General features: G+C 72.8%; 13 protein-coding genes. 11 read left to right on the forward strand and 2 right to left on the reverse strand.

The genetic code is table 11. The annotated features are described in order from the left end of the window. Window positions 1–8 precede the first annotated feature (8 nt). The 4 genes from BJP25_RS18925 to BJP25_RS18940 all read left to right on the forward strand — a co-directional run bounded on the left by BJP25_RS18925 (window position 9) and on the right by BJP25_RS18940 (window position 3,532). Window positions 9–674 (forward strand): DUF6875 domain-containing protein, encoded by a 666-nt coding sequence (locus BJP25_RS18925; RefSeq protein ID WP_075976308.1) that lies wholly within the window; start codon window positions 9–11, stop codon window positions 672–674. After that, window positions 671–1,825 carry an FG-GAP repeat domain-containing protein gene (locus tag BJP25_RS18930; RefSeq protein ID WP_075976309.1) on the forward strand — a complete coding sequence of 385 codons (1,155 nt, stop codon included), beginning with the start codon at window positions 671–673 and terminating at the stop codon, window positions 1,823–1,825. The genes BJP25_RS18925 and BJP25_RS18930 overlap by 4 nt, the downstream gene beginning before the upstream one ends. 5 nt (window positions 1,826–1,830) lie before the next feature. After that, the gene (locus BJP25_RS18935; RefSeq protein ID WP_269844556.1) at window positions 1,831–2,040 is read left to right on the forward strand and encodes an MbtH family protein; all 210 of its coding nucleotides are present in this window, start codon (window positions 1,831–1,833) and stop codon (window positions 2,038–2,040) included. Window positions 2,041–2,146: 106 nt separating this feature from the next. After that, a complete protein-coding gene (locus BJP25_RS18940; protein WP_075976311.1) occupies window positions 2,147–3,532 on the forward strand; it encodes an MFS transporter in 1,386 nt (461 codons plus the stop codon). Between the two features lie 170 nt (window positions 3,533–3,702). Here the strand turns inward: BJP25_RS18940 and BJP25_RS18945 are convergent, their stop codons facing one another. Beyond that, a complete protein-coding gene (locus BJP25_RS18945; protein ID WP_075976312.1) occupies window positions 3,703–4,527 on the reverse strand; it encodes a serine/threonine-protein kinase in 825 nt (274 codons plus the stop codon). Between the two features lie 224 nt (window positions 4,528–4,751). On the opposite strand from BJP25_RS18945, the gene BJP25_RS18950 reads away from it, so the two are divergent. The 7 genes from BJP25_RS18950 (at window position 4,752) to BJP25_RS18980 (ending at window position 12,566) form a co-directional block, all read left to right on the forward strand. Continuing rightward, a complete protein-coding gene (locus BJP25_RS18950) occupies window positions 4,752–6,329 on the forward strand; it encodes a hypothetical protein (protein ID WP_198943551.1) in 1,578 nt (525 codons plus the stop codon). Continuing rightward, window positions 6,326–6,757: a hypothetical protein gene (locus tag BJP25_RS18955; protein WP_075976314.1), complete on the forward strand. Its 432-nt coding sequence runs from the start codon at window positions 6,326–6,328 to the stop codon at window positions 6,755–6,757. The genes BJP25_RS18950 and BJP25_RS18955 overlap by 4 nt, the downstream gene beginning before the upstream one ends. Beyond that, on the forward strand, window positions 6,754–8,511 hold the full coding sequence (locus BJP25_RS18960; protein WP_075976315.1) for a hypothetical protein: 1,758 nt from the start codon (window positions 6,754–6,756) through the stop codon (window positions 8,509–8,511). The genes BJP25_RS18955 and BJP25_RS18960 overlap by 4 nt, the downstream gene beginning before the upstream one ends. A 62-nt stretch (window positions 8,512–8,573) precedes the next feature. Further along, on the forward strand, window positions 8,574–9,422 hold the full coding sequence (locus BJP25_RS18965; RefSeq protein ID WP_075976316.1) for a class I SAM-dependent methyltransferase: 849 nt from the start codon (window positions 8,574–8,576) through the stop codon (window positions 9,420–9,422). A 1-nt stretch (window position 9,423) separates the two neighbouring features. Then, window positions 9,424–10,152 (forward strand): class I SAM-dependent methyltransferase, encoded by a 729-nt coding sequence (locus BJP25_RS18970; protein WP_075976317.1) that lies wholly within the window; start codon window positions 9,424–9,426, stop codon window positions 10,150–10,152. Beyond that, complete coding sequence (locus tag BJP25_RS18975) at window positions 10,152–10,991, forward strand: LLM class flavin-dependent oxidoreductase (RefSeq protein ID WP_075976318.1); 840 nt, start codon at window positions 10,152–10,154, stop codon at window positions 10,989–10,991. The genes BJP25_RS18970 and BJP25_RS18975 overlap by 1 nt, the downstream gene beginning before the upstream one ends. 156 nt (window positions 10,992–11,147) lie before the next feature. After that, a complete protein-coding gene (locus tag BJP25_RS18980; RefSeq protein WP_075976319.1) occupies window positions 11,148–12,566 on the forward strand; it encodes a DHA2 family efflux MFS transporter permease subunit in 1,419 nt (472 codons plus the stop codon). Between the two features lie 50 nt (window positions 12,567–12,616). On the opposite strand, the gene BJP25_RS18985 is transcribed toward BJP25_RS18980, so the two are convergent. Beyond that, on the reverse strand, window positions 12,617–13,300 hold a 684-nt coding region (locus tag BJP25_RS18985), incomplete at its 5' end, for an HAD hydrolase-like protein (RefSeq protein ID WP_075976320.1).

Genomic DNA, 13,300 nt, shown 5'->3' on the forward strand with positions numbered 1-13,300 from the left:
ACAGCCCGATGAGACCCGACAGCTCCCCACCGGGAGCCTGCCCCGCGCCCAAGAGCCCGGTCTCGCTGACCGACCTGCGCCACGCCCACGAGGTGCTGGACTGGCTGCGCGACTACATCAGCAAGCCGCACCCCGACCTGGGCCGCGGCGGGCCGGTGTGCCCGTTCGTCCCGCAGTCGCTGCGCACCGACCAGGTGCGCATCGTGCTGCACCCCGAGCTGGACGGCTCCGACCCCGGGGCCATCGCCGAGCTGCTGCGCGGCTACCTGGAGGTGTTCGTGGCGGGCACCCCGGACTCCGCGGTCGCCCGCCGCCAGCGCAGCTTCGTCATCGCGCTGCCCAACGTCGCCGAGGAGCACCTGCCCCTGCTCGACGGCGTGCACCGCGCCGTCAAGCCCGACATGGTCGCGGGCGGCGCCATGATCGGGCAGTTCTACCAGGGCTGCCCGGAGGTGGCCGTCCGCAACCCGGGCTTCCACGTCTCCACCGGGCCCGTCCCCTGCTTCGTCATCCGGCACATGGCCCCGCACGACGTGCTGTTCCTGCACGAGGACGCGGGCTGGTTCGCCGAGTACCACAGCCGCTTCGCCCGCGAGTTCGCCGCGGGCAAGGTCACCGACCCCCTGATGGTCCAGCTGTTCCGGCGGGCCGAGGAAGAACTGGAGAACCGATGAAGACCACCACCCGCCGCGCCCGGCTGGCCGCGGTCCTGGGCGCCGCGGCGCTGACCGCCGTCGGCTGCGCCCTGCCGGAGGAGGCGGCGTTCCAGTCGCCGGACACCCTGGAGATCGGTGACGGGCCCGCGTCGCTGGCCGTCGGTGACGTCAACGGCGACGGCATCCCCGACGTCGTCACCGGCGACTTCCTGTCCAAGGCGGGCACCGTGTCGGTGCTGCTGGGCGACGGGAAGGGCTCCTTCGCCGACCCGCTCAAGTCCGAGGTCGGCCCGGTGCCCTCCGACGTGGGCCTCGGTGACTTCAACGGCGACGGCGTCCCCGACGTCGCCGTCACCAACTTCATGCTCGGCGCGGTGTCGCTGGCCTTCGGCGACGGCAAGGGCTCCTTCACCGGCCGCGTGCAGTTCGACGCGGGCAAGGACCCCAACCGCGTGCTCGTGGCCGACCTCGACGGCGACGGCAACGACGACGTCGTCACCAGCAACTACGTCGGCGGCGACATCTCGGTGCTGATGGGCGACGGCGAGGGCGGGCTGTCCGAGGCGGTCAAGACCACCGTCGCGGCCACCCCGATCCGGCTGCTGGCCGCCGACCTCAACGAGGACGACGTGCTCGACCTGGTCGTGGGCCACTTCGGCTCGCACGACGTGTCGATCCTCTACGGCACCGGCCGCGGCGCCTTCCGCGCCCCCGAGGTGCTCACCACCGCGGACGACCCGGCCGGGCTGGCCGCCGTCGACCTCGACGACGACGACCACCTGGACCTGGTGGTGGCCAACTACGGCTCCAACGACGTCTCGGTGTTCCTCGGCGACGGCGAGGGCGGGTTCGGCGACGCGCGCCGCTACCCGGTCAACGGCGGGGCCCCGGCGGGCGTCGCCGTCGTCGACCTCAACGGCGACGACTACCTCGACATCGCCGTGGCGAACTCGGCCACCGACGACGTCAGCGTGCTGCGCGGCGACGGCTCCGGCCGCTTCAGCGAGGGCACGACCTACAAGGTGGGCGACGACCCGCGCGGGGGCCTGGCGGGCTTCGACGTGGACAACGACGGCAACACCGACCTGGTGACCGTCAACCACAACTCCGCCGACATGACCATCCTGCTCAACCAGGGCGCGGGCGGCTCCGCCCGCGCGGGCCGGTGAGCCGGGTGGCCCCCCGCACGCGCGTGGTCGTCAACCACGAGGAGCAGTACTCGGTCTGGCCCGCCGACCGCCAGCCCCCCGCGGGCTGGGAGCCGGTGGGCCCGGAGGGCACCGAGGACGAGTGCCTGGACTGGATCGAGCGCACCTGGACCGACCTGCGCCCGCTGAGCCTGCGGCGGGCGATGGCGGCCGCCGAACCCCCCGCCGCGCCGTGAGCAGAACGGGCGAAACCACCATCCACCCCTATCACCCTGGTACGGAGCGAAACGGTCTCGGTACTCTCGGTGCACCGCACGCTGACCAGAACTCGGGGAGCTGACCATGTCCACCGTCGACGCCGACGCCGAGCGCGCGCCGAGCGCGTTCCGGCTGCTGAAGGCGAACCGGCCGCTGCGCGCGCTGTTCACCGCGCGGGTGGTGTCCTACGCGGGCGACTCGCTCAGCCTCGTCGCGCTGATGCTCCACGTGGCGAACACGACCGGGCAGGGCCTGGCCGTGGCGCTGCTGCTGCTGGTCGGCGACTTCGTCCCGTCGCTGCTCGGCCCCATCACCGGGGCCATCAGCGACCGGTTCGACCTGCGCCGGGTGATGATCGTCTGCGAGGTCGTGCAGGGCGGGCTGATGCTGGCCATCGCGCTGGCCCTGCCGCCGCTGCCGCTGCTGCTGGCCCTGGTCGGCGCCCGCGCCATCGCGGGCCAGGTGTTCCAGCCCGCCTCCCGCTCGGCCATCCCGGCCATGGTGGGGGAACGGGACCTGGAGACCGCGAACTCCTCGATCGGCTTCGGCTCCAACTGCGCCGAGGCGTTCGGGCCGCTGGTGGCCGCCGCGCTGCTGCCGTTCATCGGCGTCCAGGGCGTGCTGCTGGTCGACGCCGCGTCGTTCCTGCTGTCCGCGGTGGTGCTGCTGGCCACCAAGGCGATGCCCCCGGCCGCGCCGGAGGCCGACGAGGGCGGCCTGCTCACCTCCGCGAAGGTGGGCCTGGGCTACATCCTGCGCACCAAGGCGGTGCGGATCATCTCGCTGGGCTTCTGCGCCGTGGTGATGTTCAACGGCGTGGACGACGTGGCGCTGGTGCTGCTGGCCAAGGACACCCTGCGGTCCGGGGACTCCTCGGTCGGCCTGCTGCTCGGCGCGGTCGGCATCGGCCTGCTGGTCGGGTACGCGCTGCTGACCCGCTACAGCGGCAAGCTGGCCATGCCCACCCTGCTGGTGGCCGGGTTCCTGGTCTCCAGCGCGGGCAACTTCCTGACCGGTCTGGCCTGGTCGGTGGCCGCGGCGTTCGCCGTGCAGGCCGTGCGCGGCCTGGGCATCGCGGGCATGGACGTCGCCTCGTCGACCATGCTGCAGCGGATGGTGCCCGCGGGCATGCTCGGCCGCGTCTTCGGCAACCTCTACGGCGCGATCGGCGTCGCGGCGGCGGTGTCCTACCTCGCGGGCGGTGTGCTGCTGGACGCGACCAACGCCCCGGTCACGCTGATGATCGCCGGTGGCGGCGGCGTGCTGTTCACGCTGGTGGTGGCGTTCTCGCTGCCCAAGGCGCTGCGCAAGCACACCGACCCGGAGCCCGAGCCGGACGCGGCCACCGCGCCGGACCCGGACAAGCCCGCCGACGGCACCGGCGTGCCCGAGGTGCCCGCGCTGCACACCCACGCGGGACCGGGCAGCTCGGTCGAGCTGGACACCCCGGCCGAGCAGAAGCGCGGCTGAGACTGGGGCCTGTCCTCACAGCCTGCTCTGTGAGAGTCGTGATCAGATCGGACGCCGTCGGTGCCCGGACGAGGGACCTCGTACTGGATGTACTTGGTCCTCGGCCGGTGCCGCAGGCGTTCGATCTGGCGCGGCTATCGCTGGGCGTGGCTGTGAGGACAGGCCCTAGGTCACCGCGGTGGCGCGCCCGCCCAGGCGCGCACCGCGGTGGCCAGCTCCTGGCAGGTGCTGTAGCGGGCCGCCGGGTCCCGGTGCATCGCCCGGTCCAGCACTCCGGCCAGCACCTCGCCGTCACCGGGCAGCCGGGCGCGCACCCACTCGCGCAGCCCCGGCTCCTCGGCCAGCCGCCACGGCTGCACCCCGGTCGCGCACACCAGCACCAGCGCACCGAGGGAGTGCACGTCGGCGCGGTGGTCGGTGGGCAGGCCCGCCAGCTGCTCCGGGGCGGCGTAGCCGGGTGACCCGGCCGAGCGCTCCGGTCGCGGCTGGTCGGAGCTGCCCGGCACCCTGGCCTCCAGGGCGATGCCGAAGTCCGACAGGTAGCAGTGCCCGTTCGCCCGCGGGGCGACGAGCACGTTGCGCGGCGTCACGTCCCGGTGCACCAGGCCCCAGGCGTGCACGTGGTCGAGCGCGGAGGCCAGCTGGTCGACCACGTCGGCGATCCGCGCGGGGCGCAACGGCCCCTCCTCGTCCAGCACGTGCTGCATGTCCGAGCCGTGCACGTGCTGGTACACCGCGTACGGCGGCCCGCCCGGCCCGCCGAGCAGACCGGCCGAGAGCACCCGGGTGACGTGCGGGTGGTCGAGCCCGGCGGCCATCCGCGTCGTCGACAGGAACCGCTCGCGCACCCTGGGGTCGTCGGCGACGCCGCGGCGCAGCGTCTTGACCACCACCCGCCTGCCCAGCAGGCGGTCCTCGGCGAGGTAGACCACGTTGGTCCCGGACCCGCCGATCTCACCGTGCACCCGCATACCCGGGATGTCGGGCACCTCCACCGCGGGCACCTCCCGTCCGCAGGACACCGCCCGCACGGGCTACTCCCGTTGCCGTGACAGCCTTCCGCGTCCCTACCCTACATTCCGGACGCTGCCCCTGTACCCCGGTCGCCCCCGGTGGTTCAGTAGTGGGGAGAGCAGGAGCGCGGCCCGCGACCACAGCGCGGCCGCCCCGCCCCCCAGCAGGTCCGCCCCGAACCCCAACCAGTGGAGGTGGCAGAACCATGCCCCCAGCAGAGCACCGGGGAGTGCTCGCGCCGCCCGGTCCGCCCGGGTTCGACGAGCAGGCAGCCGAGATCCCCGACCACCTGCTCAGAAGTCCCGTGTGGACCGACGAGGCGGTCGCCGCCTCCGGCATCCCGGTGGTGGACGTGCCGTTCGTCACCGTGGGCGGTGGCATGGGGTCGTTCGTCATGGTCGACGTCCTGCGCATCGCGGGCGTCCGGCCGGAGCAGGTGAAGGTCCTGACCAACCTGCGGCACCCGTGGGAGAACTACGCCTACCTCACCGGCGTCTCCCAGCTCCCCCCGAACTACCGCATCCGCTCCGACGCCTCGTCCATGCCGGACAACCTCTGGGGCTTCCCCAGCTACGCCGCGCGCCGGGCCTTCCGCTCCCGCAGCGTCACCGGATTCCTCGCCCCGCTGTGGAACGTGCTGACCGAGAACCTGCTCACCGACTACTGGACCCCGCTGGCGGGCGAGGTGTTCGAGGGAATGCGGCGCGAGGCCGACCGCATCGGCTACTGGGACAGCGTCGCCCACGGCCAGGCCCGCATGGTCCGCAGGCGCGCCGCGGGCGGCTACTTCACCGTCTTCACCACCCAGGGCGCGCGCAGGCAGCGCGTCATCTACCGCAGCGCGCACGTGCAGCTGGCCGTCGGCTACCCCAGCATCCGGTTCCTGCCGGACATGCAGGAGTTCCGCGCCCGCCACGGCAACGCCCAGCGCTTCGTCAACGCCTACGAGCCGCACGAGCACGTCTACGAGGACCTCAAGTCCCGGCCGGGGACCGTGGTGGTGCGCGGCGGTGGCATCGCCGCCTCCGCGATCATCCACCGGCTGCTCAACGACCGCGAGCAGCACGGCGCCCAGACCCGCATCGTGCACCTGCTGCGCAACTACGTCTCCGGCCCGCACGGCCCGTCCCGGTTCATGCGCCGCCGCGGCGGCAAGGGCTGGGCCCACCAGGGCTTCAACTGGCCCAAGGCCTCCTGGGGCGGGCAGCTCAAGATGCGCCTGGAACGCGCAGGCGATGACGAGCGCCGCGAGCTGTGGAAGGTCATGAAGGGTTCGACGACCCCGTACCGCAAGGGCTGGCAGAAGCAGCTCGAACGCGCTCGCCGCAACGGTTCCTACACCGCCGTGCAGGGCACGATCGCCCGCGTCGACCGCACCGACTCCGGTTCCGTGCAGCTGCACTGCACCGACGCGGGCGGCGCCGCGCAGGCCATCACCGCCGACTACCTGGTCGACGCGACGGGCCTGATCGGTGACCTGCGCTCGCACCGGCTGCTGCACGACCTGGTCGAGGTCTCCGGCGCCCCGCGCAACGTGCTGGGCAGGCTGGACGTCAGCACCGGCTTCGAGATCACCGCGCTGCGCAGCGGACCGGGCCGCATCTTCGCCGCGGGCGCGGCCACCGAGGGCGCCTACTACGCCCCGGCCGACTCGCTGCTCGGCCTGCAGTACGCCGCGCTGCGCATCGCCGACCAGCTGGCCGACGACGGCTTCGGCAAGAAGATCACCAGTGCGCGCTCGGTGGCGCAGTGGTGCCGGTTCATGCGGGGGGTGGCCCCGTGACCCCGACGATGCTGGGCAGGTGGCAGTCGCGGCTGTTCGTGCTCGCCACCGCCGGTCTGCTGTGGACATTGGCGCTGAGCCCGCTGCTGCCGGTCGGCTTCGCCACCACCGCGGACACCTACGAGACCACGTTCGCCGCCATCGGTGTCACCGCCGCGGTCGGCGTCGTGCTGTGGGAGCCGGTCTACCAGCTCCTGCAGCAGTTCCGCTGGGAGAAGGACTGGCCTGCGGTGCTGACCCTGCTGGAGGGCATCCCCGAGGGCGTCGTCGTCTTCTTCCTGATGCGCGACGTGCTCGACTACGACGTGCGCGCGCTGCCCTTCACGATCCATTTCGGCACGACCTGGCTCCTGGTGTTCCTGTGCCTGCACGGGCCGCTGCGGGTGGTGTCGGTCCGCTGGCGATTCCGAGGTGGGAGACTGCTGTGACCCTCGACGAGTTCACCACGGCCGTGCGGCCGGGCACCGGCCTGGTCGGCCGGTACCCCGGTGCGGTGCTGCTGGTGCCCGACGACGTGCCGGGAGACGGCCTCGACCGGCTGCTCGGCCTGCTCTGCGACGGCGCGCCCGACGCGGGCGCCCGGCTGGAGGCGCTGTTCACCGACCCCGCGGCGGCCCCGGCGCCCGCCTTCGCCGCGGTGGTGCAGGGCGCCTTCGGCATGACGATCTACGTGCACGGCGCCCTGGAGGTCGCCGCGGACGGGCCGTCGGCGCAGCTGCGCGTCCGCGGCCGCGTCGACGGCGGGCTGCGCCGCTGCGACGCGCCCGACGACGTGGTCTCGCTGACCGTGCAGGCCCGCGGCGTGGACACCGCGGCCGCCACCGTCGGCGTGCGCAGCGGTGTGGTCTCCGGTGACGGCTTCGTGCTGCGCCGCAGGGGTGCCGAGCTGCCGGTGGAGGAGGCGGCGGACGAGGTGGTGATGGCCGCCGAGGCGATGACGACCTCCGGCGGGTCCGCGGCCGCGAACCAGGTGAACGGCTCCGGGGGCGGGGTGGCCACGCTGGCCCCGCCCGCGCCCGCGGCCACTCCCCCGGTCGCGCCACCGCCACCGCCTCCCGTGCAGTACACCCCGCCGCTGCCGCCGATCCCGGCCCAGCACCAGACCACCGCCTCGCCGTCCACACCGGACTGGCTGGGCGGCACCCCGCAGCAGGCCGCACCGACCACCGGTGCGCCGACGCCCACCTACGGCGGCCGCGTCGCCGCCCGGCTGCTCAGCTCGGCGGTCGTCGGCGGCGTGCTGACGGTGCTGCTGGCGCTGGTGCTGCCGGTCGGGTTCGCAACGCTGGAAGAGGTGCTGTTCTCCGGCTTCATCGGCTTGGCGCTGCTGTTCGCGCTCGGCGTCGTGCTCTGGGACCCGATCTACGACGTGGTGCGCAAGCGCCGCGCCGCCCAGGACTGGCCCACCCCGCTGTTCGTGGTGCTGGCCCTGGTCCCCGAGGCCGCGGCGGCCTGGGTGCTGCAAGCCTTCGCGCTGCCGCAGTCCTGGCTGGTCGACGAGGTCACCGCCGCCATCGACCTGGGTGTCGTCGCGGTCGCGGTCGGTGTCGGCACCGTCCTGCTCGGCCGGATCCCGGCCACCCGCAAGCTCCTGCACAGCGCGACCACGCCCACCGGCACCGGGGCGTCCACCGCCCAGCAAGGCCTGGGCAGCCTGCCGATGTTCCAGGGCACCCCGGCGCAGCAGTCCGCACCGGTGGCGGGCGCCTCCCCGCTGGTGTGGGGCATCAACTGCCAGCAGGGCCACTTCAACCGGCCCGACGCCCGCTACTGCGCCTCCTGCGGCACCGCCATGCACGGCCTGACCCACGAGCCGCGCCAGGCACCCCGCCCGGCGCTGGGCTACCTGGTCGACGGCGACGGCGCCTCGCACGTGCTCGACCGCGACCTGGTCCTGGGCACCGCCCCGCAGGGCGACGCCAAGGTCGCGGGCGGTCGCGCCGCGGCGCTGGCCCTGCCCGACGGCACCGGCCTGCTCGGCGACGCCCACGCCGACCTGGAGCTGCGCGAGTGGGACGTGACCGTGGTCGACCGCGGCCACCCGCAGGGCACCCACGTCCGCGAGCCGGACAGCGCCATGTGGGTCCGCCTGGCCCCCGGCCAGCCGTTCACCCTGACCAGCGGGAGCCGCGTGCGGCTCGGCACCCGCGACCTGACCTACCACGCCGCCAACACCCGCTGACCCACCCCCACCCCGGCCCACGACCGGGCCGGGCCCACCCCCGCCGAGGAGAAGAACCGCCCATGACGTCCGCCGCGTACCAGCCGCAGACCACCCGCTCCTTCTACAACAACTGGGGCGCCAACGAGTGGAACCGGCTGGAGAGCTCGTTCGAGAACAAGATCAACTACCGGATCCACCGCGAGGTCATCGCCGACCTGGTCAAGCCGGGTGACAAGGTGCTGGAGGCGGGCGCCGGACCGGGCCGCTTCACCCTGGAGATGACCCGCGCCGGGGCCACGGTCACCGTGTGCGACCTGTCCGACGTGCAGCTGTCGATCAACGAGCAGAAGGTCACCGAGGCCGGGCTGGCCGACAACGTCACCGGCTGGCACCAGGCCGACATCGTCGACCTGAGCCGGTTCCCGTCCGCGGGCTTCGACGTGGTGGTCTGCGTGGGCTCGGTGCTCAGCTGCGTGCTCGACCGCACCCCGGAGGCCTTCGACGAGCTGGTCCGCCTGGTCCGCCCCGGCGGCACCATCATCGTCAGCGTCACCTCCCGCTACGGCTACCTGCGCGCCGGGCTCAACGCGATCCTGCCGATGGCCGCCGCCGGTGGCCAGCTCGCCGCGATCGACTCCGCCGTGCGCACCGGCGACATCACCAACGTCCAGGCCGACTACGAGCTGCTCACCACCCACTTCTTCACCTGGGAGGAGCTGCGCGGGCACCTGACCTCGCGCGGCTGCGAGGTCGTCACCGCCTCGGCGTCGAACTTCCTGTCCGCCGACACCCCGCTGCTCGACGAGTCGCTGCTCGCCGACCCCGAGGTCATGGCGGCGTTCACCCGCTGGGAGCTGGAGGCCTGCCGGGCGCCGGGCAACATCGACGGCGGCACCCACATCATCGCCGCCGCGCGCAAGGCGGAGTGACGTGCAGGGCTACCGCCAGTCCACCTACGGCGACCGGCTCGCCGACATCTACGACCAGGTGCACCACGCCTGGACCCCGGTCGACACCGTCGAGACGGTGGCGGCGCTGGCCGACGGCGGCCCGGTGCTGGAGCTGGGCGTGGGCACCGGGCGCGTCGCGCTCCCGCTGGCCCGCGCCGGGGTGAAGGTCACCGGCGTCGACGTCTCCGAGCCGATGCTGGCCCAGCTGCGGGAGAAGGACCCCGAGGGGCTCGTGCAGACCGTGCTGGGCGACTTCATCGACATGCCCGTCGACGGCACGTTCAAGGTCGTGCTCATCGTCAACTCGCTGCTGCAACTGGCGGGCGCGGACACCCAGCGGCTGTGCCTGCAGCGCGTCGCCGAGCACCTCACCCCCGACGGGGTGCTGGTGCTGGAGGAGGCCAACCCGGCGGTGTTCACCAACCCCGGGCTGGAGGTCCTGCGGATGACCTCCGACGAGCTGCACCTGCTCGCCCAGCAGTACGACCCCGTGCACCAGCACTACTTCGCCCAGCACGTGATCATCCGGGGCGGCGAGGCCAGGCTCAACCCGATGACCCTGCGGCTGACCTCGACCTGCGAGCTGGACCTGATGTGCGAGTCGGCCGGGCTGGTGCTCGCCGAGCGCTGGGGCGACTGGGCGCGCAGCAGGCCCTACCTGGCCGACAGCCGCTCGCACGTCTCGTTCTACCGCAGGGCGGGTGCCTGATGCGCTTCGGGTTCTGCTTCGGCACGCTGCTGCGCGCCGACCCCGGCCCCGAGCGGCTCTGGCAGCTGCTCACCGAGGTCGAGCGGGCGGGCTTCGACTCCGCGTGGCTGTACAACACCAACGGGACCCTGCCCCCGGTGCTGGACCTGCTGGCCGAGGCGGTCCTGCGCACCGAGCGGATCACCGTCGGACCGCACGTGCTGGTGGCGGCCGGGATGCCCGCGCTGCCCCTGGCCGGGCGGCTCAGCGCCCTGGGCGCCGACTCCGGCGGCCGCTTCGTCGCCCAACTCGGCCTCGGCGGCCCGCGCGAGGCGCTGATCGCTGACCCGAGGGAGGCGGCCAAGGCCATGGAGGCCCTCCTCGGGGACCTGGCCACCTGGTTCGACGCCGACGAGACCCGCCCGCGCCCCCCGGTGTGGCTGGGCGGCCACTCGAACCGGGCGGCCCGCCGGGTGGCGGCGATGGCCGACGGCTGGGTGCCCTCGTTCATCGCCCCCGCCGAGTTCGGCGAGCGCCGGGCGATGATCGACGACCTGGTCGCCGCGCGCGGCGGCCGCAAGGAGGTCACCCACGCGGTGCAGGTCGTCTACGTCCCCCCGGAGCTCGACGGCCAGTCCTGGCTCACCGACCAGCTCGACGACGAGGTCCGCCGCCACAAGCCCGGCTTCGCCACCGAGGACATCTACGCCTTCGGCGGCTACCAGGCGGTGGTCGACCGGGTCGGCCAGTTCCGCGACCGGGGCGCCGAGCACGTCATCCTGGTCCCGGCCAGGCCCCCGGCCGACCCGGCGGCGGAGATCACCCGGTTGCACGAGGAGGTGGTGACCGCCTTTCGGTGACCGGCGGTGTCCGGGTTGGTACAGTTCGCCCGACCCCCGTGCACGCAGCGTGTCCGCCGCGTCACGGTGCGGCCCGGTGCGCGGGGTGGTCCCACCACCCCGCGCACCGCCCGCCGCCCGCCGGACCACCAGCCGAACCGCCCGATGAGGAGAGCGATGTCCGAGGTCACCGAGGCGACGCAACCCGCCCCCGCGGACTTCGACCGCCCCTTCGTCCGCACGATCGTCGTGATGGTCCTGGGCGGCATGATGGCCTTCCTCGACGCCACGATCGTCAACGTCGGGGTGGACACCCTCCGCACCGAGTTCGCCTCGGGCCTGGAGCAGGTCCAGTGGGTCGCCACGGGCTACCTCCTGGCGGTGGCGGTGGTGACCCCGCTGGCGGGCTGGCTGATCGACCGCTTCGGCGGCAAGCGCACCTGGCTGACCGGCCTGGTGGTCTTCGTGGTCGGCTCGACCCTGTGCAGCGCGGCGTGGTCGATCCCCTCCCTGATCGCCTTCCGCGTCCTGCAGGGCTTCGGCGGCGGACTGCTCGAACCGGTGATGCTGGCCCTGCTGGTCCGCGCCGCGGGCCCGGCCCGGGTGGGCAAGCTCATGGGCCTGCTGGGCGCGATCACCGTCGGCCCGGTGCTGGGCCCCCTGCTCGGCGGCACGATCCTGGCGGGCCTGAACTGGCACTGGCTCTTCCTGATCAACGTCCCCCTCGGCGTGGCGGCCATCGCCCTCGCCCTGCGCCACCTCCCCGACGACCGCCCCACCGACGCGGCTGGAGCGGTGCGGGCAACGGTGGACCTGCGGGGAATCCTTCTGCTGTGCCCGGCGAGCACCGCCCTGGCGTTCGGCCTGTCGCAGGCGGGAGAGGGCCGTGGCTTCGCCGCCCCGCAGGTGCTGATCGGCCTCGGGCTGGGTGTGGTCCTGCTGGTGGCCTACCTGGTGCACGCGCTGCGCACCAAGGTGACGCCGCTCATCGACCCACGCCTGTTCGCCCGCTGGAGCTACACCGCCAGCGCGGTCGGGATGACCGTGCTGGGCGTGGTGCTGTTCTCGCTGCTGTTCCTGATCCCCCTGTACTACCAGGACGTCCGCGAACAGGGCCCCCTGGCAGTGGGCCTCCTGCTGGCCCCGATGGGACTCGGGGCCCTGCTGGGCAACCCGACCGCGGCCAAGCTGCTCCCCCGCTTCGGCGCCCGCGTCCTGGTCCCCGCAGGCGGCGTGGCAATCGCGGCGACAGCGGTCGTGTTCATCACCGCAACCCCGACCACACCGTTCGCGTGGCTGGTCGCGTGGACGCTGCTGGCAGGATTCGGCGTGGGCTTCGTCGGCGCGCCCACGATGGGCTCGCTGTACCGAACGGTGCCGGACGAGATGGTCCCCCGCGCCACGAGCGCGGCGATGGTGCTCCACCAGCTGGGAGCGGCATTCGGCATCGCGGTGGTGGCCCTGGTGCTGCAACGGAACCTCGCCGGCGCGTCCCCGGAGAGCGCCTACCCGGCGACGTTCTGGGCGCTGGTGGTCGCCGCAGCCCTGATCTTCGCCGCGGGCCTGTCCCTCCCCCGAAAGCCCCAACCCGCCTGACCCCGCCTTCGACGGACTGGCCTAGGTGCTGCACGCGGTATCGCGAAGGATCACCTGCCCTCAACCGCGTCGGCTTGCCCGGCGATGCTCGTCAGTACCCCCGTAACGGATGACGGCGTCAAGCCGTCGAGCACCGCGTGTGCACCAGCACTCGTCAACTGCTCCAGAGACGTTGAGCCAGTCGCCACACCGACCACTGACGCACCGGCGGCCAAGGCAGCGTGCACATCGTTCTCCGTGTCCCCGATCAGGACCGTCCGAGCACCTGGGAATCTTGCACCGGTTGCCTCTTCCGCGCGCTGTCGAGCTATCTGAACCAGGTCGGCCCGCTCATCGGCGTCATCTCCGTACGATCCGAGTTGCAGGTCGAACGTGCTGGCGAGACCGAAAATCTCCAGCTTTACCTCAGCCACCCGTCGCAGATTGCCTGTCAGGACAGATTGCAGCACCCAGGGCAGTCGCGACACGGCATCTAGGGTCTCCTGCACGCCGGGAAGGACACGCCCCACTGTCGCCAGGTCGTGCCGGTGACTTTCATACTGCTCAACCAAGGCTGCCGCGTAAGCGCGAACGTTGTGATCCCCGCAGTCGACGTCGTTCAAGGCGAGATTGTCTCGCATGATTTGGAATTCAGTCCGACCACTGATGACCGCGAACTGAGCCTGGTCTTTACCGGCCACGGATCTGAACGCCTGCGCGGACAACCTGCTGCCGACACCGCGAGTCTCCAGCAA

The organism is Actinokineospora bangkokensis (assembly GCF_001940455.1).
Classification (GTDB): domain Bacteria; phylum Actinomycetota; class Actinomycetes; order Mycobacteriales; family Pseudonocardiaceae; genus Actinokineospora; species Actinokineospora bangkokensis.